Source organism: Porticoccus hydrocarbonoclasticus MCTG13d, from assembly GCF_000744735.1.
GTDB lineage: Bacteria > Pseudomonadota > Gammaproteobacteria > Pseudomonadales > Porticoccaceae > Porticoccus > Porticoccus hydrocarbonoclasticus.
The window spans coordinates 2435329-2457828 of sequence record NZ_JQMM01000001.1 but is presented as its reverse complement, the minus strand read 5'-3'; the positions used below and the strand labels follow the sequence as shown (position 1 = coordinate 2457828).

Genomic DNA, 22500 nt, shown 5'->3' with positions numbered 1-22500 from the left:
CGGCTGTTAATTCGAGCAGGCCTCAGGGTATCAGACGATCCGCTGTCCGGGTTGTGCGCCGCTGTCGGGAGACAACAAATAAATCCCCTGTTTGTCTCCGGCCGCCAGCACCATGCCTTCCGACAGACCAAAGCGCATTTTGCGCGGTTCCAGGTTGGCTACCAGCACGGTCAACCTGCCCTCCAGGTCTTCTGGCTGATAGGCCGCCTTGATTCCGGAAAATACCGTGCGGGTTTCGCCGCCGATATCCAGGGTCAGTTGCAACAGCTTGTCGGCGCCCTCCACGGCATTTGCCGCCACGATGCGCGCTACACGAAGATCGACCTTGATAAAATCCTCAAAACCGATTTCCGCCGCCAACGGCTCTTCCATCAGTGGACCGGAGAGCGGTGCTGCAGTCGCTTCCGCCAGTACTTCTTTGCTGGCCTCCAGCATGGCGGTCACCTTGTCCGGGTCTACCCGTTGCATCAACGGTTTGAAATTATTGATGCGGTGGTTCAGCAGCGGTTCGATTTTGGCGGGCCAGCCCAGCGGGCTGTTAAGGAATGCCTCCGCATCTGCGGCCATCGCAGGCAGCACCGGCTTCAGGTAAATCATCAGGGCGCGGAACAGGTTGATACCGAGAGAACAGATGTCTTGAACCTCCTGTTCGCGGCCTTCTTCTTTCGCCAGCTGCCAGGGTGCTTTCGCGGCAATATATTCGTTGGCTGCATCGGCGAGTGACATGATTTCCCGGATCGCTCTGCCAAATTCCCGTTGCTCATAGTAGTCGGCTATGCTGTCGGCAGCTGCCGACACCCGGTGCCACAGGGTTTTATCCGCAATACTGGCCGCCAACACGCCGTTGTTACCCTTGCTGATAAATTTGGCGCAACGACTGGCGATATTGACAACCTTGCCCACCAGATCGCTGTTGACCCGCTGGATAAAGTCGTCCAGGTTCAGATCCAGATCATCCACGCCGGAGGAGAGCTTGGCAGCAAAATAATAGCGCAGGTATTCCGGGTTGAGATTGTCCAGATAGCTGCGGGCATTGATAAAGGTGCCGCGGGATTTCGACATTTTCTTGCCATTCACTGTCAGAAAGCCGTGTACGCAAACAGCTGTGGGGGTGCGGAAACCGGCGCTGCTGAGCATGGCCGGCCAGAACAGGGCGTGAAAATTGACAATGTCCTTGCCGATAAAGTGATACAGCTCGCTTTCGGCCTGTTCGCCCCAGAAGCTATCGAAGTCGATGCCTTCGCGTTCACAGAGATTCCTGAAACTGGCCATGTAACCGATCGGTGCATCCAGCCAGACATAGAAGTATTTGCCCGGCGCATCAGGGATTTCAAAGCCGAAATACGGCGCATCGCGACTGATGTCCCACTCGTGCAGGCCACCTTCCAACCATTCACCGAGCTTGTTGGCAACCTCTTCCTGCACGTGACCGGCGCGGGTCCAGGTCTTGAGAAAGTCGCTGAATTCCGGCAGCTTGAAAAAAAAGTGCGTGGAAGCTTTCTCTATGGGCGTCGCACCAGAGATGACCGACACCGGATTGATCAGGTCCGTTGGCGCATAGGTGGCTCCGCAGGCTTCGCAGTTATCGCCGTACTGGTCGTCAGTTTTGCATTTGGGGCAGGTGCCCTTGATATACCGATCCGCCAGAAACAGATGTTTTTCCGGATCGTAGGCCTGGGTGATTTCCCGTGTGGCAATATGGCCATTGTCCCGCAGGCGGGAATAGATCAGTGATGACAGCTCGCGGTTCTCCACAGAGTGGGTGGAGTGGTAGTTATCAAAGTCAATCAGGAATGCTGCAAAATCCTGCTGGTGCTCCTTCCTGACCTGGTCAATCAGTTCTTCGGGGCTGATGCCGAGTTGTTCCGCCTTGAGCATGATAGCAGTGCCGTGCGCATCATCGGCGCAGACGTAGTAACATTCATGGCCGCGCATTTTCTGGAAACGAACCCAGATATCTGTCTGAATGTATTCCACCAGATGCCCCAGATGGATTGAACCATTGGCATAGGGCAGGGCACTGGTAACAAGAATTTTTCGGCGTTCAGTCATGTTGGGAGCTGCTGTAGTTGGCGTTGGGAATCGACGCGGTCAAAAGCGGTTGTCATCGAATACTGGTAAAGGGGCGCAACTATAACGGTTTTGCCCCGTTTTTTCATCCGTTGTCAAGGGGGATTTCGTATGGCTGATGTAACCGTTCAGGACGGTTTGGCAGAGATCAAACATATTATCGGTGTGGCGTCCGGCAAAGGTGGTGTCGGCAAATCGACCACCGCGGTGAATCTGGCGCTGGCATTGGCTGCCAACGGCGCCAAAGTCGGTATTCTGGATGCGGATATTTATGGACCCAGTGTGCCGATGATGCTCGGTTTGCCCGACGGTACCCGGCCCCAGGTAGAGGAGGAAAAATACTTTTTGCCGGTGCCGGCCCACGGCATTGTGTCTATGTCCATGGGTTACCTGGTCACCGAGCAGACACCCATGGTCTGGCGCGGACCGATGGCGACCGGTGCCCTGATGCAGATGCTCAATCAAACCCGCTGGGGTGCACTGGACTATCTGGTGGTGGATATGCCGCCGGGGACCGGCGATATCCAGTTGACCCTTGCCCAGAAGGCCAGTATGGCGGGTGCGGTGATTGTCACCACACCGCAGGATATTGCATTACTGGATGCCCGCAAGGCGATTGAAATGTTCGGCAAGGTAAAAATTCCGGTATTGGGTATCGTGGAAAACATGGCAATACATCGTTGCAGCCAGTGCGGCCATGAGGAGCCAATCTTCGGTGAAGGCGGTGGTCAGCGGGTCGCAGCGCAATACCACACTGAGGTATTGGGTTCCCTGCCGCTGGATCGCCTGATTCGCGAGCAGGTAGATGGCGGTAGACCCTCGGTGATTGCGGAGCCGGAAGGCTCGGTAGCTCAACGTTACGGTGAGATTGCCGCGCGTATCGCAGTGATTCTGGCAGGGATTGACAGGTCCGGTGGCCCACAAATCACGATTGAATAACCGGTTCAAAATCGCTTTTTTAGGACTTTGACCCGTTGATTCAAACCGGTATCATGGCCCACTTTCGGGCACTCCCCCCGGGCATGCAGCAGCGGATATTGACGTGGTTGTTTGCAAGCCCACTCAAGGCCCCTGACATTTTACTTGAGAGCATCACAGTATGAGTATCAAATCCGACAAGTGGATTACCCGTATGTCCAGAGAACACGGCATGATTGAGCCGTTTCATGGGGCCCAGGTGCGACAGCCTGATCCCAACGGCCAGAAAGTGATTTCCTACGGGGTGTCGAGCTATGGGTACGATGTGCGTTGTGCCGATAATTTCAAGATTTTCACCAATATCCATTCCAAAACAGTCGATCCGAAGAATTTCGACTCCGATGCTTTTGTGGATGTGAAGGGGGATTACTGCATTATCCCGCCCAACTCTTTCGCTCTGGCCAGCACGATCGAATATTTCCGTATACCGCGCAATGTACTGACCATCTGTCTCGGTAAATCCACTTATGCCCGCTGCGGCATTATCGTCAATGTCACCCCGCTTGAACCGGAGTGGGAGGGTCACGTGACGCTGGAGTTTTCCAACACCACCAGCCTGCCGGCAAAGATCTATGCCAATGAAGGTGTCGCACAGATGCTGTTTTTTGAATCCGATGAGGTCTGTGAAATCTCTTATGCAGACCGGGGGGGGAAATACCAGGGGCAACGCGGGGTTACCCTGCCGAAAGCTTGATGGACAGGGTGCTGCAAAGCCTCGGCGCTGGCATTTGAGCGTTTATAAAGAGGGTGAATGCGTCATTGCCACCGCAAGGATGTAACAGAAAATCGCCACTGATATCAGGCTGAATAGTAACCGGATGCCTGCCGTTCGGCCCCGTTTGATAGCATAAGTTCCCGTTCCAATATAGGCGACCAAAGCGACCAGCTTGGCGGTCAACCAGTTGTCGGCAAACGGGTACTGGTGACTGCCGATCATCAGGTATATGGCAGAGGCCAGCAGTAGGGTGTCGATAATGTGGGGGACGATTTTGGCCCACGTTTGTTGAAGTTTTGGCGATGCATTGACCGACCAGACAGCCCGCACAATAAACAGCGTAAGGCTGAGCAAGGCGAGTGTGATGTGGGTGTTTTTCAGGATCAGGTACATAATATTATTCTGGCAGCAGTAAATTTTGGTTGGTGAATCTTAGCCTGTCTGGTCGGGTTATCCCAACCCGGCGGCGGCGGGGTGGTGCCACCGCGCTGTCTTTCTTGCGGTTTGCCAGTGGTGGCAAGTCTGGATGAATTTCAGGGAATCGTTTGCAGTGATTGAAGTTTTGTTTCTGGCCGTTGCGTTAAGTATGGACGCGTTTGCAGTCTCCATTGGTCTGGGTTCAAAGCACAAGGGCAAAGTCATTGCCCTGGCGTTGATGGCAGGCACCTATTTCGGTATTTTTCAGGCGCTGATGCCGATGATCGGTTACCTGGGTGGTAGAGGTGTGCTGGGCTGGATTGAGGCCTTTGCACCTTGGGTGGCATTTTCCCTGTTGCTGTTGATCGGTGGCAAGATGATTTACGAATCGTTTGCTGAGGGTATCGAAGAGGACATTGCCCATATCACCCATCGGGTGATGCTGATTCTCGCGATTGCCACCAGTATTGATGCCATGGCTGCTGGATTTGCCCTGACTCTGCTGGATGTGGGGCCAATTCTGGCCTGCCTTATCATCGGTATCACCACTTTTATGTTCAGTATTCTCGGTATATTGGTCGGTATCAAAAGTGGCACCTGGTTGGAGAGTAAAGCGGAATTTTTTGGTGGCATCGTATTGATTTTAATCGGCTTTAAGGTGCTTTTGGCCTGAAAGCTGGACTCGTCAAACTGATGATCCAATGCCGGTTTCTCGGGGTGGCGACGTTTTTTTGCCATGCCAGGTATGGCATTTTTTCAGTTTCTCCAGCCTTTCCAAAAATCCGGTGGCCTATTGCTATTTAGCTGGTTGGCGTCTGAAAGTCGCCTGCTGGGCTTGAGGCCGACACGCTCTTGTCATACAACTGGCACAAAAAACCTGCTATGGTCGGGCTCTGTCCTGTAGAAACCCACCAATGTTCAGCGGATTGTCATATGAATTTAGGTACTCCGATTATCAGCAATAAGCGCAAATGGCTTGTGATTGCCGTTGTCCTGTTTGTGATCGCCCTGGCTGTTATTGTCTTTGAATCCCCTGCGATTGCTGATCTGTCGGAAGAGAACCGCCACCAAATACCGACCCTGAAAACGCAATGGCAAGACGGTGAAGTGATTGTGCTAATAAGGCATCTGGAGCGTTGCGATAAAGCGGATTCTCCCTGTCTGACTGGCACAGAAGGGATCACCGCACGATCCGTTGATGATGGCCAAGCACTGGGTGCAGACTTTCACCAACTTGGCCTGTTGAACAGTGACATTTTTAACAGCCCACTCGACCGCACAGCCCAAACAGAAAGTATTGTCTTCGGTGATCGCGGTTTTGATCGGGACTGGTTGTTCAAGTGTAAAAAGACCATCTTTAAGGATGCGCTGGCAAACAAGGCGCCCGGCAAAAACCTGATTCTGGTGACTCACAGTAGCTGTATTGACAGTTTTGAAGAATCCCTGGGGTACTCCAGTGAAACCCCTGAATACGGCACCTCCCTGTTTTTCAGCCCTGGTTCAAATAACAAGCTGGAAGTTCACGGTTTTCTCGAAATGGACGACTGGGATCATATCCTGGGTTTTTGACCTCCAATTCCTGATTACCGAAGTCAGTTCTGCCTTTAATTACCCAGGGTTTGTGTGCAGTCGTTTTTCCTGATTTTTTTTCCTGTCCAGATTTTCTTTCTTCGCCACCTGTGGTTGTTGTGGCGGCATATCATAGCGTTGTTGGCGGTACAGCCACGAGGGCATCAGGGCATGGGCCAGTGCTTCGCGGGTGTCACTTGCGGTGGCTTCGCCGGTGAGTTGCAGTTGCCGGGCCTCCGGGTCATAAACGCCGCTCAGGGCGGACTGACCGGGTCTCAGGATGGTGACTTCCTGTCCTTGCAGTAAGGCAAAATAATCTGCAAATTGCATCAATGCCCTGCCCGGGGACTGCTGTTCACTCTCAAGCGTCATATCGCGACCGATCATGGGTGTTTCTGCGTTGATGCCCAGCAGGGAAAGCAGGGTGGTGGGCATATCAATCTGGCTGGCGACACTGGTGATGCGTTTGGGTTCAATATCTGCACCCAGTATCAGACCGGGAATCTGAAAACGTTCGATGGGCACCAGGCTGTCACCAAACACCTTCAAATCATGGTCGGCAATCACCAGGAACAGGGTGTTTTTCCAGTAGTCACTCTGTCTGGCCCGGTCAATAAATTCACCGAGCGCAAAGTCCGCATACTTCACGGCATTGGGATAGGTTTGTTTTTCCGGGTTGTGCAGTTCGATACGACCATCGGGAAACTCGTAGGGCGAGTGATTGCTGGAGGTGAAGACCAGACCGAAATAAGCCTCATCGCGTTGCTGCGCCTCGCTGAGGCGCTGGTGGGTTTTCTCAAAGAGGTCTTCATCGGATACGCCCCAACTGCCGACAAAAGTGGGGTTTTCGTAATCCCGTTGATCAATGACCGATTGAAAGCCATTGCCGATGAAAAAGCTGGCCATATTGTCGAAGTGTGATTCACCGCCATAGATGAATTCCGTGGTGTAACCCTGCGTACCAAGCAGCTCGGCAATGGTGAAGAAGTTCTGTTGTGACAATGACAGCTTGACCACGCTACGGGCCCGCGTGGGCAAAAAACCGCTCACTGTCGCTTCGATGCCCCGGACAGATCGAGTGCCAGTGGAGTAGAGTTGCTCAAACCACCAGCCAAACTCCTTGAGTCTTTCCAGTTCCGGTGTGACCGGTATTTCACCACCCAGAGAGCCAACAAAGGTAGCACCCATGCTCTCTTCGAGGATGATCACCAGATTGAGTGGCTTTTCGCGCGGGTGTGTGGCCTGGCGGTAATTGAGCGTCGGGAAGGGCTTGTCGCCATCGGGTTGCAGCCAAGGGTAAAGTTTGTCCAGTTGCTCCATGATTTCATCATTGCTGAGGGTGCCGTACACCTCGGCCGAATGGTCTTCGTGTTTCAGGTTATAGAGCGCAAAGTACACAGACCAGGTGGAATTGATGATCAGACTGTTTACCAGCGGATCTGGCGTCAGGGCAAAGATGGCCGGATTGGCGGGGCGATGGCCCACCGAAGACCGAACCATAACCACCAGCAGTACAGCGACGATCGGCCAGATCAGCCAGAGTTTCCAGAGAGGCCAGATTTTGTTGTAGGTTCTCAGCCAGTTTTTCATCAGGCGCGTGATTGCCCAGCCTGCCAATAGTGTGATCATCACCCCCATTAGCAACGGCAGTCGAAAGTCACCCCAGAGGGTGGCGAATACTTCACGGGGGTATTTCAGGTATTCGACAAACAACCGGTTGGGCCGCAGGTCGTACTGAAGGATGAAAGCTGGTGTGGCGGCTTCCATAAACACCAGCAAGGTGATGGCGATGACACCCCATACCAGCACCAGCACCCGCCAGACCGGCCATGCCAGTCGCGTGGCCAGTATTGGCCCCAGCAATGCAAGTGGTGCCAGCAGCATGCCCATAATGATCAGGTCTGCCCGGATACCCTGACTGATAATCAGCCACAGGTCGGTTGCGGACGTCACCCGATCCCACTGCCAGGCGATCAGACCCAGCCGTGACAGGGATAAAACCGTCAGCCCTGTGAGTAACAGGAAGAGCAGTACCCCGTAGGGGCCAAACAGATTGAAAAAACGTGTGTGAAGAGGGCTTTTCATGGATTTGGGCACTTGGGTTCTGAGACACCTTTTCCGTAGGGGGCTTGTTTCAGGCTGCAGTCTAGCTGTCTGTACCTTAACGGAGCCTTAAGACCGGGCACGGTGGCTCCCTGATCCAGAGTCTGGATCCTTCTTCGAGCGGGAGAGAGTGCTTGGCGAGAGGGGGGATTTTAAAACCTTGCTGGATGCTCTAATCTGCTGCCATGACGTTGCTCATCGCCTTTGCCCTGTTATCCATTGCCGTCTCTTTCATCTGCTCGGTTCTCGAAGCTGCACTCCTGTCAATCACGCCCAGCTACATTGCGCAACAAAAGCTGGTGAACCCGAGGCTCCATGATCGGCTCGGCTATCTGAAAGAACAGATTGATCAGCCGCTGGCCGCCATCCTGACTTTGAATACGGTGGCCCATACGGTGGGTGCAACAGGTGTCGGTGCGCAGGTGGCGATAGTCTTTGGCAGTGGCTATCTGGGAATCGCCTCGGCGGTGATGACATTGCTTATTCTGGTGTTGTCAGAAATCATTCCGAAAACCATTGGTGCCCGCTACTGGCCGGTTATCGCGCCCTTTATGCCGATTACACTGAACAGCCTGATCGCCCTGTTGCGCCCATTTATCTGGTTGTCCGACCAGATCATGAAGTTGTTTGGTGGCGGCGGTCATGAGCCAGATATCCGTCAGGAGATCAAAGCGCTCACCGTGCTGGGAAGAGAACAGGACAAGCTGGATGACGATGAGCAGCGGGTGATAGGCAATATTCTTGATCTGCATGATGTGAGGGTGAAAGACATCATGACGCCGCGCACTGTCTGTGAAGTTGCCAGGCCGGATGAGTTGCTCAGCAGTTTCATTGAGCGTGTAAAAGTGGGCCAGTTTTCACGCTACCCGGTGCTGGACGGCAATGAGGTACCGATGGGCATGATCTTCCGTCACGAGCTGTTGAACATCCAATGGCAGAAAACCGTCTCTGACCTGATGAAACCGGTCGAGGTGGTCTCGGAAAAATTGAGTGTGGAAGCGCTGATGTCACAATTGATCCATGATCGGCAACATATGCGGCTTGTCTATAATGAATACGGGGTCTGGTTGGGTCTGGTGACACTTGAGGATGTGATTGAAGCCGTGATTGGCCAGCCCATCATGGATGAGACGGATGATGTCCCCAGCATGAGACGTCTGGCCAGGCGTCGTTGGCAATACCGGCAAAGGTACTTTTCAGGTGGTCAGGCTGGAGAGTAGTTGCACCGGTCTCAGCGATTGATCCGCCGCTTTGTCGGCATGGCCGACGATGACAGCTCTACCTGATCGCGACCATTTTTCTTCGCCCGGTACAGAGCCTGATCGGCGTATTCGATCACTTCGTTGAGGGTGTCGAACTCATCGTCCGGATAAATCAGCTGGCCGCCGATACTGATCGTAATATCCACGGAGAAATTTTTACCCACTATGGGTGAGCCGTTGACCGCTTTTCTCAGGCGCTGGCCAATATCCCTGCTCTTCGGTTCTGATACTTTAACGCCGACCACAAATTCTTCGCCACCGTATCGCCCGATAACGTCGTAGTCCCGCAGGGCTTTTGCGAGCCGTGTGGCTATCTCTTCCAGCACTGCATCGCCGGCAAGATGACCGTATTGATCGTTTATCTGTTTGAAGTGGTCCACATCGCAAACGAAGAGACAGTATATTGATTTTTCTCGCTGTGCCCGCTTCACTTCCTGAGCAATTTTATCCAGTGCTGCCCCGCGATTGAGCATTCCTGTCAGGGCATCGTGGTGGGCGCGAAACAGCAGTTCCCTATGCAGTGCCGAGTGCGGATTGGAGATTCGCCTTGCCAACCGGCTGCCGCTGATGAATGCCAGCAGCAGGATCACCGATGACAGACCAATGATAATGTAGGTCAGTCGTTTGAAGTCATCGTTGTAGGCCGACAGGTCGGCGTGGGCAAGTAAGCGGACGGAGGGGGCTTCTGTTTTGTCGAGCATGATTTCACGGGTTTCCCAGCGGCGACCAAAACCAAATCCCCAGTCGGCATCGTCAATGGTCAGGAGGCTGGCGTCCAGTTCGAAGACGTGCTGATCCAGGGTGCTGACAAGATAATCTCCCTTTGCTGAGACAAAACTTAAATTCAGTCCGATCGAGTCTTTCAGTTGGTTCAACAGCACTTTGTTGACCTCAAAACCGACAAAGAGGTAGGCGATGGTCACGGGGGCTTCAACCGGTATCGCGAATAAACGATAGACATGGTTATCGAGTGCCATGAAGGTTGGTGTTAACGGGTTTCCTGCCAGCTTATCATGGAGCCGCCGGTAATCCCGCGGCTTGAGTTGAATGCCATTGCTGGCCAGAGCTTGTCCGCTCTTGTCGGTAAGCAGCATCAGTTCTACGTCAATACGCCTGCCATGATTCATTAACATGGTATTGATGGTGGGTTCGTGTCGGGTGGCAACCGCCTGCTTAAAACCAAAATCAGCGGCGAGCACGATGGAAGAGCTGACCAATGAACTTTGTCTGACCTGCAGATAATGTAGCAGCGACTTGTTTGCTCCCGCGATCTGCTCCTGGAGCAACGATTTGTTGTGTTCGCTGGCGAGCCACCAGGACGCTGTCTGAATAGAGATGGCAGTAACTGCGACAAGGCTGACACAGACGATCACAATTTGCGTGTAAAGGCTTTTCATGTGGCGATCCAGTCGCTTGGTTCTCTCTACTAGACAGCCGCTTGCTGATGTGGCTGATTTGTAGGGAATGGTCTCGTGGAGAATAGTGGTGCCTGGGTTAATTATTATTTTCGGCAAGATGCTTTTTGCTGAAGGCTTTCCCTGAATCACTTCTATAGCTTTCGCAAGCGGATTTCAAGCGTCAATTTTGAAAGCAGGCCTGGATGTAGCGCAAATCTCTGGTCGCAGGGGAATGGTCAGGTCATTACAAAGGGGCCCACCTGTTTAATCTGATGATCACTGTTACCGGGCGGAAAGTGTGGTCGAGGGAGGGTATGACAGGTATTGTCGTGGGGAATTATTGTGGCCGTGTGGCTTTGAGCAAGTCGAGAAAATCATCGGCGGGCAGCGGTCGACTGAAATAGTAGCCCTGGATAACATCGCAGCCTATTGTCTGAAGAAACTCAAACTCAGCACGGGTTTCAATGCCCTCTGCCACGACCTCCAGATTAAGAATATGGGCCATGGAAACAATAGCGCGGTAGATATCCCGACCGCGTTTGTCTGTTTCGATACTTCTGGCGAAGACCTGGTCAATTTTAAGTTGATCTACGGGCATGTCCCTGAGATACCGCAGGTTTGAGTAGCCACTGCCAAAATCATCAATGGCTATTTGCAGCCCCAGCGCCTTGAGTTGATTCAGGGTCGAGAGAAAGGTGGTTTCATCCTGTGCCAGGCAGCTCTCCGTGATCTCGAGTTCCAGCAGGGAAGGAGAAAATGTATGTGCCTGCAGGGCGGTGTCGATGGTCTCTATCAGATCGGGTTGGTTGAACTGTCGCGGCGAGAGATTGACCGATACGGGAACTTCGTCAAAGCCTTTGTCTGCCCACTGCTGCAACTGCGCACAGGCCTGCTCAATGACCCATTTGCCGAGCGGTTCTATAATGCCGGTTTTTTCGGCCAGGGGAATAAAGTGCGCAGGTGAAATCAGCTGGCCGTCCCCCGCTGGCCAACGTATCAGTGCCTCGGCGCCGACAATCTCTCCAGACGAGATAGACATCTTCGGCTGGTAATACAGGACAAATCCGCCGGTGGACAGCGCGGTTCGCAGCTGCTGTTCCATCTTGAGATTGGCCGTGATAATCCTGTTCAGCTCTTCGGTGAAAAATTTATAGTTGTTGCGACCGGCCTCCTTGGCCTGGTACATGGCCATATCGGCCTGCTTGAGTAATTCATTGGCATCGGTGCTGTCATGGGGGTAGACGCTGACGCCAATACTGCAGGTCACTTCGATATTCCGATTGGCAACACAACAGGGCGCCTGCACGATGTCCAGTATGCGTTTGACAAGATGTGACAGGGCGTCCGTACTCGCTGCTTGGTCTGGGTTGTCAGGGGGGTAGGCCAGCAGCAGTACAAACTCGTCGCCGCCGATGCGCGCTACTGTATCGCCATCGCGAATCGATTTTCGCAGGCGGTCGGCAATCGCTTCAATCAGGCAGTCCCCCGCTGCATGACCGAGACTGTCATTGACGTTCTTGAACAGGTCCAGGTCGAGCAATACCACGGCCAGTTCGCCATCGCTACGTCGGCCACTTTTTGTCAGTTGCTGTAGCCGGTCGAGTAATAAAAGCCGGTTGGGCAAGTCGGTCAGGCTGTCATGGGTGGCCTGGTGAGAAATGCGCTGTTCATAGTATTTCCGCTCGGTGATATCCTCGACGGAACCCTCGAAATACAGCAGACGGCCGTTCGGTCCGTATACCGTCCGTGCATTTTCCGAAATCCAGATTACAGAGCCGTCTTTCCTGAACACCTGCGATTCAAAGTTTTTGACCCCGCCATTACTTTGCATGAGTTGTACAAATGTCGCCCGCCTGCCGGGGTCGACGTACAGCTGCTGGCTGATATTCTTGAGCGCCTGCTGCAGTTCGTCAGTTGTCTTGTAACCATAAATCGCTGCCAGGGCGGGGTTGACATTCAGGTAGTAGCCATCGGTGGTTGTCTGAAAAATACCCTCAATCGCATTTTCAAAGATACTTCGATAGCGATGTTCGGCCTCAACCATGGCCTCTTCATTGGCGTGGCGCTGCGTTATATCCTGAATAAAGCCATGCAGTGCGCCGGGATAACCATCCATGGAGACGCCCTGACCACGTTCCCAGACCCAGCGTACGCTGCCATCCGCATGGTAGATTCGGTATTCGACATTGATGGAAATGCCTTTTTTTAGTGCATCGTCGATCGTTTCCCGCACCCGTTTTCGATCATCGATGTGGGTGATTTCCTCGTATGATATCCGGCTGTTGAGTAACAGGTCTTTTGCCGGGTAGCCGGTGAGTTTCAGGCAGCCTTCGCTGACAAAGTCCATTGTCCAGTGCCTGTCCTGCCGACAACAGTAAACCATGCCGTCGAGCTCGGACAGCAGCATTTCCAACAAAGGTTCACGCTGCAGCTCGGTGGAGGAGTAAACAGTATAGAGATTGAGGTCTGCCATGGAGCATGAGCAAGCAACTATCGTGCCGATGAGGCAGAGGGTTTGCGATCCATGGCCTGAAGGTAGGGACTAGTCTGCCAGCAGGCTTTCCCGGAGTGCTCTGGCTTTGTCCTGAATCCGCCGGGTATGTTCGGGACCCATGCGGATCAGCTGTTTTTGCAAGGCGGGCAGCGCCTCCAGTTTTGGGTCTGCGTATTTGTACTGAACGGAATCCTGTACCAGATAAACGGGCTGTAGAGGTAGCGGGGTGGCCAGAACCTGATCCAGTGCACTGATAACCGCTTTGTCTACACTGTCAGATGGATAGCCGAGCTCACCATAGGCCTGTTCAAGCAGTGGCCGAAGCAGATGAAAAAGCTTGATCAGCTTTTCGTTGTGCATGGTGTCCAGGGTGTCGACCAGATAGTCGTAGCGTTGATAGTTGGTCGGGCTGATCGAACGTTTTTGTCCATCTTGGACGACAGCGAAACTACCTTTCGGTGTGGGGGCCCTGAGCATTTTGCGCAATACATCACCGCGGGAGAGGCCATCCAGCAGGCTGACCGTGCGGCGAAGGACATGGTTAGGAGGAAACCACTGACCCAGTTGGTCATCGGGGGTCAGCTCTGTAAATTGTCTGCGGGCGAATTCATCGCTGTCGTCCAGTGACGGCAGTTCCGGCGCTGTTGGTTGTGGTGGTTGCTCTGGAACGGTTTCCTCAATATCAGCGACCGGGTTTGTCGTAGCCGGTGTCGGGGCTGGCAATGCCGGTGTGCTGGCTTCAGGTGCTGTAATGGTGACAGGTGTTTCATCTGCCGGCGTGAGAAAAAAGTAACTTAGCAGCGCCAGACCCGCCAACACGATGACCAGGCCAATCCACAGGGCAAGTTTGTTTCTGCCAGGTTCTCTTTCCGGACGTTCGTCGGGGTTGACCCTCATTCGTTACTCCTTGGCCAAATGTGTATGGCTGCCATCACAAAGCGGTGGTGTGGCAGTACGTTTACAGGTGCAGAAGGCGACCTTGCCAGTCCTGGTTGCCCGCCATAGTTTTGGCTCAAAGGCCGTGCCCGTATGCGAGCCATCGCAGAATGGTTGGTTCGTGCTTTTCCCACAGGCACACCACCAATAGGTCTGTCCTTCAGTGACCGCCTGGATGATTGGTGTCATACCGCCTGGTTCTGGTGTTGTCACGTGGACACATCCTCCCAGTGTTATTGGCTGCCTGTGGTGATCGGTTTATTGTCCACCGTGCCTTCCTTCAGGGTGATCCGGTGATCGTCACCATCTTCATTCTGCCAGATCTGCACCAGGAGATAATTCATTTGCGGCGCAAACCACAGGTAGGTTTCCCTATCACTGTCTTTGCGGACACGGTGAACCTTGACGGTGTTTATCGGACCCAATGCGGTATCAACGATTTCCTCACCCATGATTTCGAAGTTGTACTGCTTTATTTTGCCGCGGTCAATCACCTGGTACTGCAGGGGAGTCTTACCCCTGATCAGGTCCCGTTGTAGCTGGATCTGATAGGTCAGTTTGTCCAGGTAGTCACTGTCGAGCTTTACCTGTCGTTGTTTCTTTTTTTTCTGATAATTGGCAACACCTGCTGCCCGGTCGTAGGTCAGTGACTCATTTTTCTTGATGCCGAAAATATTGCGTTCGTAAGTGTACTGTTGCCCGAGGATATGACCTGTTGAGTCAATTTTGAAGGTGCCCTTTTCGGTAATGCTGGCCAGTAGGGTGTCAGCTTTGCTCACCAGTTTATAACTGTCCCCTTCCCTCTCCAGATACCGCTCCGCCTGGATATCCATACCCTTGATGGTGGCATCGTAGACGAGATGATAGGGGGTCAGGGCTGGCTCTTTTGTCTCAGCGAGACACAGGCCTGAAAACAGTGAAAACAGAATCAGGCCTGTCACAGGAATGGGGGATCGGGCGTAGCGGCGAGTGTGGCGCATTAACTGTGAGTTCCCTCAATTGTTGATATTGGCAGTTTGTCAGACTCTTTGGGTGTCATTTAGTTGTGAATATTTCAGTTATTTATCCCTGGAAGGCGAACCCCGTGGGTGGTAGAGGCCGGCCAAACAAGCAGGCCCTGCCGTTACTCAGCGACAGTCTGCCTTGGCAATACCAGCGTACGGCCATCGGGTAAATCAGGTTTTCCTTCTCAAAGACACGGCTGCCCAGTGTTTCGGCAGTGTCACCTTCAAGAATGGGGACTTCTGCCTGAATTATCGGCGGGCCGCCATCGAGCTCAGATGTCACGAAATGCACCGTGGCGCCGGTTTTTGTATCGCCAGCCTCAATAGCGCGTTGCTGAGTGTGCAGGCCCGGGTACTTTGGCAGCAGAGATGGGTGGATGTTCATCATCATGCCCGCAAAGCGTTCGACAAATGCCGGGGTCAGAATACGCATGAAACCGCACAGCAGTATCAGATTGGGTTTATAGCCTTCCAGCAGTTCAGCCAGTGCCACATCGAAACTGTCCCGATCGGGGAATTGCCTGTGGTCCAGCGCCTGGCAGGGTATGCCGGCGGCCTCAGCTTTTTCCAGCCCGGGGGCATCGGGATTGTTGCTGATCACACAAACGATTTCGGCATCGATCACGTTCATCTGTATCGCATCGATAAAGGATTGCAGGTTGCTCCCCTTGCCGGAAATCAATATTGCCAGCCTTGGTTTGTAACTCGTGTTCATATTCAATCAGCCTATCCTAGTTGAACGCGTTGTTCGCCGGGTTCAGCGTGGGCGATTTTGCCCATGACAAATGCTTCCTCGCCAGCGATGTGCAGAGTGTCCAGTGCCGTTTGCACGGCATCCTGTGGAACGCAGATCACCATGCCTACGCCGCAGTTAAAAGTCCGGTACATTTCGGTGGCGCTGACGTTGCCGTTGCGCTGCAGCCAGTCAAAAATAGCGGGCATCTGCCAGCTTTGGGTGTCGATGACGGCCTTGGCGCTGTCCGGCAGAACCCGTGGAATATTTTCCAGCAGGCCGCCACCGGTAATATGGGATATTGCGTGGACCGGCACGTGCGCGTGTTCCACCAGCCCAAGCAGGGTCTTGACATAAATTCGCGTGGGGGTGAGCAACAGCTCCCCCAACGGCTTGCCATCGACCATCTCTGTGCGCGGGTCTGCGCCGGAGACCTCAATGATTTTGCGGATCAATGAATAACCGTTGGCGTGCGGACCGGAGGAGGCCAGTCCGATCAGGGCATCGCCCACATGCACGGCACTGCCATCAATAATGCCGGACTTTTCGACAATCCCGACACAAAAGCCCGCCAGGTCGTAATCCTCACCCTCATACATGCCGGGCATTTCCGCCGTCTCACCGCCCACCAGTGAGCAGCCTGCGAGTTCACAGCCCTGACCAATACCCGTGACGACAGCCGCCGCTGTATCGACATGTAATTTACCGGTGGCGTAATAATCGAGAAAGAACAGTGGCTCGGCACCGCAGACCACCAGGTCGTTGACACACATCGCCACCAGGTCAATGCCGATGGTGTCATGGATGCCGAGGTCCATTGCCAGTTTCAGTTTGGTACCAACACCGTCCGTGCCCGATACCAGCACCGGTTCCTTGTAACCGCTGGGCAGGCTGAACAATGCGCCGAACCCTCCCAGACCGGCCAGTACTTCCGGTCGGCGGGTGCGTTTGGCAACCTGTTTGATCCGTTCAACCAGGGTGTTGCCTGCGTCGATATCAACACCGGCATCTTTGTAGCTTAGAGAGGGCTGCTTGGGGTGACTCATTGGCGGGCCTTGCTGGCTAGTGGGTGAAAAGGTGGGATATTTTATATGAAAAGACGACGTCTGACAGTTAGATAATGTGTCTATTTGCAGGCTGCTGTTACAATCACGACCATGAAAATCATCGCGCTGTTGAAGAATCTTGTCGCCCTGCTGTTTGCAGGGCTCTTTACCCTGCCCATTGCTGCGGCTCCACTGATCGATCTCTATGAGGCACTGGTGCCCGTAGCGGATCAGAGCGATGCTGCCAGAGAGCGGGCGCTGAAGATCGGCCTGGAAAAAGTGCTGGTCAAGGTAACTGGCGACAGCCAGGTACTGTTAAATCCCCGGGTGGATGGCGCCGCGGCAGAGCCCCGACGTTATGTGACGGCATACAGTTACAGGAGTTATCGCGATCCGCTGGCGGAGCCCACTGAAGACGGCGCCGCGACCAGAGAGGGTATGGCGATCAATATCCGTTATTCCGAACCGGCGATCGACCAGCTGCTGCGACGTTACCAGTTGCAGATATGGCCGGCGGAGCGTCCGCTGCTGCTGGCCTGGGTTGTGGTGGATGATCCCGTCGCCGGAAAACAGTTTGTCACCAGCGAACAGCTTCCGAATGCTGATGCTGCGCTCAGCCAGTTGATGTCTGACCGGGGTGTGCCACTGTTGCGGCCGATGTTTGATTTATCAGACAGCCAGACGTTGTCGGAAGCGCAGGCATGGGCATTTGACCAGGCCCGGCTGGCAGCAGTTGCGGAGCGATACGATGTTGATTCCTGGCTGATTCTGCGAGCCTACCGGAGCGCCACCGGCCTGTGGCGCGGTGCCTGGCTGTTGAATGTGGAAGGTGAAGACAGTCTGTACAGCCTGACCGCTGATTCACTGCCAAAGCTGATCGCCGGCATGGTGCCCGCTGCGGCAGACAAGCTTGCCAGTCGTTACGCCTATGTACCCCAGGATATCGCCCGGGAACTGGTTATTCAGCTGGATAATATCAACGATTACCGGGCTTACCGGGAAGTGACGGGGTTTATCGAATCCCTCGAACCGGTCCGGACACTGGCGGTAGACTATGTGGATGCCGACCGGGTTGGTCTGCGCGTTTCCGTGGAAGGCGAAGCCGCACTGTTACTGGGTATGCTGCGTCGCGACAGCCGGATCACCGAGCGGCAATCCGATCAACCCGAGCACCATCGCTTCAGCTGGAGACAGCCCTAGATGCCCGTCCAGCTCAGCTTGCCGATCAAGCTGAATGATGCCGCCACGTTCGAGAATTTTCTGGTTTCTCCCGGTGACGACAGGCTGCTGTTACTGACGCTGTTGCGCGATCAGTGGCCACAGGGCAGAGAGCCAATACTCTATCTCTGGGGTCGGCACGGCAGCGGGGTTTCACACCTGCTCCAGGCCAGTTGTCACGCTGCCCATGCACGAGGGTTGCCCGTTCAGTATCTGCCGTTGTCCGTATTGATCGATCATCCTCCGGCAGAATTGCTCGATGAGCTGGAGCAGCTGCCGTTAGTCTGTCTTGATGATGTTCAGTTGGCCGCGGGCCGGCGCGATTGGGAGGAAGCCCTATTCGGGCTTCTCAATCGCATGCGGGATACCGGCAGTTGCCTGCTGGTGGGTGGAGACGCCGCGCCGCGTGAGCTGCCACTGGTGCTGCCGGACCTGCGGTCCCGGCTCGGCTGGGGTCCGGTGTTTCAGTTGGAGGCGCCGGACGATACTCTGCGGGAGCAGGTGGTTCAGTTTCGTGCCATGCGACGCGGTATGACACTGGATAACGGCGTGGCACGGTTTCTGGTGAATCGGGCCGGCCGGGATCTGCACAGCTTGATGGCTTGTCTCGATCAGTTGGAAAACCGTTCCCTGCAGGACAAGCGGAGGCTCAGTATCCCATTTGTGAAGCAGGTGTTTGGCTGGTAGTTATTACGGCTCAGTGGTTTGATCATCGAGAGAATATTTGTGACAGTCCTGCCCCGGGTTAGGGAGCCCCGATTGAGGCAGGAGCTTACTTTTCGGTCGTGGATTCGATCGACAGCTGCTTCAGCAGTGCCGCCAGCTTTTCTTCGGTCTGGGGGCCCAGCAGGACCTGACGGTAATTGCCATCAGCATCAATAACCAGCGTTTCCGGCAGTACACCACTGGGTTTGACATTGAAGTGCTGACGGGGATCGTCAAGCAGTACAGGAAAGTCTATTCCCAGCGCTGCGGCCTGCTGTTTCAGCGCCTCGCCAGTGACCCCGTCGAAATTGACGGCCAGTAATTGCACCCGGTCGCTGTGGCGGCGCTGGAATTCATTGAGTTCGGGTATTTCCTCGCGGCAGGGCTTGCACCACTCGGCCCAGTAATTAATCAGCACTACCCGGCCGTGCAGCTGGTCGAAATCAATACGACCGCCATCTAGCAGGCCATAACCCTGTTCCCCGTCGCTGCAGCCGATGGCCGTCAGGAGTAATAAAGTTGTCAATAATCGTATGGCACTGTGTTTCAATGGTGGTGTCCTCCTGCTCCGGTTTGTCTTTCTGGCCCCGTCCACCGGTTTGCAGCTAGAATGTATTTTTCTCAGGACTATTCTACACAAACATTATGATCAGCATTTATCACAATCCCCGTTGTTCCAAATCCCGTCAGACACTGGCCCTCCTCGAGGATCGCGGACTGGCGCCGAATATCATTCTCTATCTGGATAACCCGCCCGACAGGAAGACCCTCAAGGACATTCTCGGCAAACTCGGCATCACCGCCCGGCAATTGCTGCGCAAGGGAGAGGATGCCTACAGGGAGAACAATCTGGCGGATGAGCATCTGACAGAAACACAATTGATTGACGCCATGGTTGCCAATCCCAAACTCATTGAGCGGCCCATTGTGATTAACGGCAGCCGGGCGGCGCTGGGGCGTCCGCCTGAAAATGTACTGGAGATTCTCTGATGTCGCATATACTGGTTCTTTACTACTCCCGTTATGGCAATACACGGGCCATGGCCCAGCAGGTGGCGCTGGGGGTAGAGCAGGGCGGCATGGAAGGGCGGTTGCGCACCGTGCCGGCAGTGTCTGCCAACTGTGAAGCCACAGAGCCCGACATACCGGCAGAGGGTGATATTTATTGCACCAGTGAAGACCTCGCCAACTGTGCTGGGTTGATTCTCGGAAGCCCGACCCGGTTTGGTAATATGGCCGCACCTCTCAAGTATTTTCTCGACGGCACCGGCGATCTCTGGATGAACGGCAGTCTGATCGGCAAGCCCGGTGCCGTGTTTACATCCACGGGTTCACTGCACGGCGGCCAGGAAACCACACTCCTCAGCATGATGCTGCCGCTGTTGCACCATGGCATGCTGCTGCTGGGGCTGCCCTACAGTGAACGGGCGCTGCATATCACCACCACCGGCGGCACTCCCTACGGTGCCTCTCACCGGGCTGGTGATGGCACGCAGCCATTGAGCCCGGAAGAAACTGAACTGTGTATCGCTCAGGGCAAGCGCATGGCCGCGCTGGTGAAAAAACTGGCGGTGAGCCAGTGACAGACTCAGAACATGCTGCCGAGGTTAAAGTTATCAAGGCTATTCCCCGCTTGCGGAAAAAGCTCACCATTGCGCGTTGGCTCACCCGGGGCAGTTACGCGCTGCTGCTGGTGACGTTGCTGGCCAACGGATTATTGTCTGCCACACCGCTCAGTTTGATGATTTTTACCCTGGTGCCGCTGGCGATTTTTATTCCGGGCCTGCGCCGGGAGCACTATAAAACCCTCTCCATGCTGTGTTTCGTCACCCTGCTTTACTTCATGGTGACAGTCAGCAATCTGTTTGCTCCCAATGCCAATCTGCTGGATGCTGTTGAACTGGTGTTGCTGGTGATCCTGTTTGGTGGCGCCATGATGTTCAGTCGCTGGAAGCAATATTCACTGTATCAGGAGGATCAGTCATGAGCCGTGAAAAACCGGGTATTTTTCGGCGGCTGTTCGGTTTTATCGGAAGGCTGGCCAGCGGTCTGCGGATATTGCTCAATATTCTGTTTTTGCTGGTGGTGGTTGTTTTTATTCTCAGTATTTTTCGCAAGGATGTGCAACCGTTGCCGGAAAAGGCGGCCCTGCGCATTGCCCCCGGAGGCTTTCTGGTGGAGCAGAAAACCTATGTGGATCCACTGACCCAACTGTTGCAGCAGAGTGGGCCGGCCGATGCGGAAACCCTGGTGCACGATCTCACTGAGGCCATTGATGAGGCCGCTGAGGACCCCCGCATCACCTCGCTGGTGCTGGAACTGGATTATCTGCTCGGCGGTGGTCTGACCAAACTTGAGGAAGTCGCGCAGGCACTCAGCAGGTTTCGTGAGAGCGGCAAGCCGATTATCGCGGTGGGTGACAGCTATACCCAGGAGCAGTACTACCTGGCCAGTTTTGCCGACGAAATCCACCTCAACCCGATGGGCGCCGTTCTGATCACCGGCTACGGCAATTATCCCAACTATATCAAGGGTACCCTCGACAAGCTTCGTATCAATGTCCATGTGTTCAGGGTGGGCAGTTACAAGGATGCCATAGAACCCTTTACCCGCACCGATATGTCTCCTGCTTCGCGGGAACACAACAGTGCCTGGCTCAATGCGCTCTGGTCGACCTATACCCGCCGGGTGGAAACCCAGCGCGAGTTGCCGGTCGATGCCATCAATGATTACGTCAATAATCTGACGAGCAAGCTTGAAGATCATCGGGGTAATACCGCTGAAACGGCCGTTGCCAGCGGGCTGGTGGATAAGCTGTCGACCCGCCCGCAGATGCTGGCCAGATTGCAGGCGTTGGCAGGCAGTAACGACAAGGGTGGCTACCAGGTCGTGGATGTGGATCGGTATCTGGGCTATACCCGTCGGGCCGAGGCAGCGCAGGTGCTGCCCTCAACGGATAAGGTGGGCCTGATTGTAGCCAGGGGTGCGATTCTGGATGGTGAGCATCCCGCTGGAACCATCGGCAGCGACAGCCTGTCAAAACTGTTCCAACAGGTGCGGAAGCAACAATTCAAAGCTCTGGTGCTGCGTATTGACAGCCCCGGTGGCAGTGCGTTTGCCTCTGAAGTGATTCGACAGGAAGTGGTGCTGACCCGGCAGTCGGGTATCCCGGTGATCGTTTCCATGGGTTCCGTGGCGGCGTCCGGAGGTTACTGGATGGCCATGGGCGCGGATCAGATCTGGGCCAGTCCTACCACGATTACCGGTTCCATCGGTGTGTTTGGCGTGATTCCGACGTTTGAAAACAGTCTGGCGGCGTTGGGTGTCAATAGCGATGGTATCGGCACCACCAATCTGGCCGACCTCTATCGTCTCGACCGCCCCATGTCACCTCAGGCAAAACAGCTTATCCAGTTTGGGGTCAACCATGTCTACGATCAGTTCCTCGGCATTGTCGCGGAAGCCCGTAACAGTACGCCGGAACGAATCCACGATATTGCCCAGGGCCGGGTCTGGACCGGTGAAAAAGCAAAGGCGCTAGGCTTGGTTGACCATCTCGGCAACCTGCAAGAGGCGATAGATGCTGCGGCTCTGGCGGCCGGTCTCGATGCCTACCAGACCGAACAGGTAAAGAGTCCGATGGACTTCCGCGAGCAGCTGATGCGTCAACTGTCCGGCAGCGTGGTGGGGCAATCGATCCGCTGGCTGCCGGCTGATTGGTTGCCGCAGGGTTTGCTGGCAGAGGTCTACGGTGTGACCAGAGAGCTGCAGCTGCTGAATCGCTTTAATGATCCCCGTGGTCTCTATCTGCACTGTTTCGAATGCCCGGTGCAGTAGCTGTATTTTTAAGCTG

At 54.5% G+C, this 22500-nt stretch carries 22 protein-coding genes; 11 read left to right on the top strand and 11 right to left on the bottom strand.

Annotation, left to right across the window (positions count from 1 at the left end):
* Window positions 1-30: 30 nt before the first annotated feature.
* Window positions 31-2052, bottom strand: a complete 2022-nt coding sequence (gene metG / locus U740_RS11680; RefSeq protein WP_036860912.1) for a methionine--tRNA ligase — start codon at window positions 2050-2052, stop codon at window positions 31-33.
* Window positions 2053-2181: 129 nt separating this feature from the next.
* Here metG and apbC point away from each other — a divergent pair, with 129 nt between their 5' ends.
* Both apbC and dcd read left to right on the top strand, forming a co-directional pair.
* A complete protein-coding gene (gene apbC, locus U740_RS11675; RefSeq protein WP_051921551.1) occupies window positions 2182-3009 on the top strand; it encodes an iron-sulfur cluster carrier protein ApbC in 828 nt (275 codons plus the stop codon).
* Window positions 3010-3169: 160 nt separating this feature from the next.
* Window positions 3170-3742: a dCTP deaminase gene (dcd, locus tag U740_RS11670; protein WP_036860911.1), complete on the top strand. Its 573-nt coding sequence runs from the start codon at window positions 3170-3172 to the stop codon at window positions 3740-3742.
* Window positions 3743-3784: 42 nt separating this feature from the next.
* Here dcd and U740_RS11665 read toward each other — a convergent pair whose 3' ends face one another.
* Window positions 3785-4156: a SirB2 family protein gene (locus U740_RS11665; RefSeq protein ID WP_036860910.1), complete on the bottom strand. Its 372-nt coding sequence runs from the start codon at window positions 4154-4156 to the stop codon at window positions 3785-3787.
* A 133-nt stretch (window positions 4157-4289) separates the two neighbouring features.
* On the opposite strand from U740_RS11665, the gene U740_RS11660 reads away from it, so the two are divergent.
* Window positions 4290-4853 carry a manganese efflux pump MntP gene (locus U740_RS11660; RefSeq protein WP_235189871.1) on the top strand — a complete coding sequence of 188 codons (564 nt, stop codon included), beginning with the start codon at window positions 4290-4292 and terminating at the stop codon, window positions 4851-4853.
* A 260-nt stretch (window positions 4854-5113) separates the two neighbouring features.
* Window positions 5114-5749 carry a lipopolysaccharide core heptose(II)-phosphate phosphatase PmrG gene (gene pmrG, locus U740_RS11655; RefSeq protein ID WP_051921549.1) on the top strand — a complete coding sequence of 212 codons (636 nt, stop codon included), beginning with the start codon at window positions 5114-5116 and terminating at the stop codon, window positions 5747-5749.
* 39 nt (window positions 5750-5788) lie between these two features.
* On the opposite strand, the gene U740_RS11650 is transcribed toward pmrG, so the two are convergent.
* The gene (locus U740_RS11650) at window positions 5789-7834 is read right to left on the bottom strand and encodes an LTA synthase family protein (protein WP_081890935.1); all 2046 of its coding nucleotides are present in this window, start codon (window positions 7832-7834) and stop codon (window positions 5789-5791) included.
* A gap of 203 nt (window positions 7835-8037) precedes the next feature.
* Here U740_RS11650 and U740_RS11645 point away from each other — a divergent pair, with 203 nt between their 5' ends.
* The gene (locus tag U740_RS11645; protein ID WP_036860909.1) at window positions 8038-9072 is read left to right on the top strand and encodes a CNNM domain-containing protein; all 1035 of its coding nucleotides are present in this window, start codon (window positions 8038-8040) and stop codon (window positions 9070-9072) included.
* A gap of 11 nt (window positions 9073-9083) precedes the next feature.
* Here U740_RS11645 and U740_RS11640 read toward each other — a convergent pair whose 3' ends face one another.
* From U740_RS11640 to purM, 7 genes are all read right to left on the bottom strand, one after another.
* A complete protein-coding gene (locus U740_RS11640; RefSeq protein WP_036860908.1) occupies window positions 9084-10511 on the bottom strand; it encodes a GGDEF domain-containing protein in 1428 nt (475 codons plus the stop codon).
* Window positions 10512-10848: 337 nt separating this feature from the next.
* The gene (locus U740_RS11635; protein ID WP_036860907.1) at window positions 10849-12984 is read right to left on the bottom strand and encodes a bifunctional diguanylate cyclase/phosphodiesterase; all 2136 of its coding nucleotides are present in this window, start codon (window positions 12982-12984) and stop codon (window positions 10849-10851) included.
* Between the two features lie 69 nt (window positions 12985-13053).
* Window positions 13054-13902 carry a DUF3014 domain-containing protein gene (locus U740_RS11630; RefSeq protein WP_036860905.1) on the bottom strand — a complete coding sequence of 283 codons (849 nt, stop codon included), beginning with the start codon at window positions 13900-13902 and terminating at the stop codon, window positions 13054-13056.
* A gap of 3 nt (window positions 13903-13905) precedes the next feature.
* Window positions 13906-14130 (bottom strand): CDGSH iron-sulfur domain-containing protein, encoded by a 225-nt coding sequence (locus U740_RS12085; RefSeq protein WP_081890934.1) that lies wholly within the window; start codon window positions 14128-14130, stop codon window positions 13906-13908.
* A gap of 44 nt (window positions 14131-14174) precedes the next feature.
* Window positions 14175-14921: a DUF3108 domain-containing protein gene (locus U740_RS11625; RefSeq protein WP_036860903.1), complete on the bottom strand. Its 747-nt coding sequence runs from the start codon at window positions 14919-14921 to the stop codon at window positions 14175-14177.
* Window positions 14922-15003: 82 nt separating this feature from the next.
* Window positions 15004-15660, bottom strand: coding sequence for a phosphoribosylglycinamide formyltransferase (gene purN / locus U740_RS11620; protein WP_036860902.1), 657 nt, complete (start codon window positions 15658-15660; stop codon window positions 15004-15006).
* Between the two features lie 11 nt (window positions 15661-15671).
* Entirely contained in the window at window positions 15672-16724 is a 1053-nt protein-coding gene (gene purM, locus U740_RS11615) for a phosphoribosylformylglycinamidine cyclo-ligase (RefSeq protein ID WP_036860900.1), read from the bottom strand.
* 111 nt (window positions 16725-16835) lie between these two features.
* On the opposite strand from purM, the gene U740_RS11610 reads away from it, so the two are divergent.
* Together U740_RS11610 and hda are read left to right on the top strand one after the other, a co-directional pair.
* A complete protein-coding gene (locus U740_RS11610) occupies window positions 16836-17924 on the top strand; it encodes a DUF2066 domain-containing protein (protein ID WP_036860898.1) in 1089 nt (362 codons plus the stop codon).
* On the top strand, window positions 17925-18629 hold the full coding sequence (gene hda, locus U740_RS11605) for a DnaA regulatory inactivator Hda (RefSeq protein WP_036860896.1): 705 nt from the start codon (window positions 17925-17927) through the stop codon (window positions 18627-18629).
* 85 nt (window positions 18630-18714) lie between these two features.
* Here hda and U740_RS11600 read toward each other — a convergent pair whose 3' ends face one another.
* The gene (locus tag U740_RS11600) at window positions 18715-19197 is read right to left on the bottom strand and encodes a TlpA family protein disulfide reductase (RefSeq protein WP_036860894.1); all 483 of its coding nucleotides are present in this window, start codon (window positions 19195-19197) and stop codon (window positions 18715-18717) included.
* A gap of 95 nt (window positions 19198-19292) precedes the next feature.
* Here U740_RS11600 and arsC point away from each other — a divergent pair, with 95 nt between their 5' ends.
* The 4 genes from arsC to sppA are packed head-to-tail and all read left to right on the top strand — an operon-like array spanning window position 19293 to window position 22484.
* Window positions 19293-19637: an arsenate reductase (glutaredoxin) gene (arsC, locus tag U740_RS11595; RefSeq protein ID WP_036860893.1), complete on the top strand. Its 345-nt coding sequence runs from the start codon at window positions 19293-19295 to the stop codon at window positions 19635-19637.
* Window positions 19637-20230, top strand: a complete 594-nt coding sequence (gene wrbA / locus U740_RS11590) for an NAD(P)H:quinone oxidoreductase (protein WP_036860891.1) — start codon at window positions 19637-19639, stop codon at window positions 20228-20230. Before arsC ends, wrbA begins: the two co-directional genes overlap by 1 nt.
* Entirely contained in the window at window positions 20227-20634 is a 408-nt protein-coding gene (locus U740_RS11935; RefSeq protein WP_051921548.1) for a DUF2069 domain-containing protein, read from the top strand. The genes wrbA and U740_RS11935 overlap by 4 nt, the downstream gene beginning before the upstream one ends.
* Window positions 20631-22484 carry a signal peptide peptidase SppA gene (gene sppA, locus U740_RS11580; protein ID WP_036860890.1) on the top strand — a complete coding sequence of 618 codons (1854 nt, stop codon included), beginning with the start codon at window positions 20631-20633 and terminating at the stop codon, window positions 22482-22484. Before U740_RS11935 ends, sppA begins: the two co-directional genes overlap by 4 nt.
* The last annotated feature ends 16 nt before the right edge of the window (window positions 22485-22500 follow it).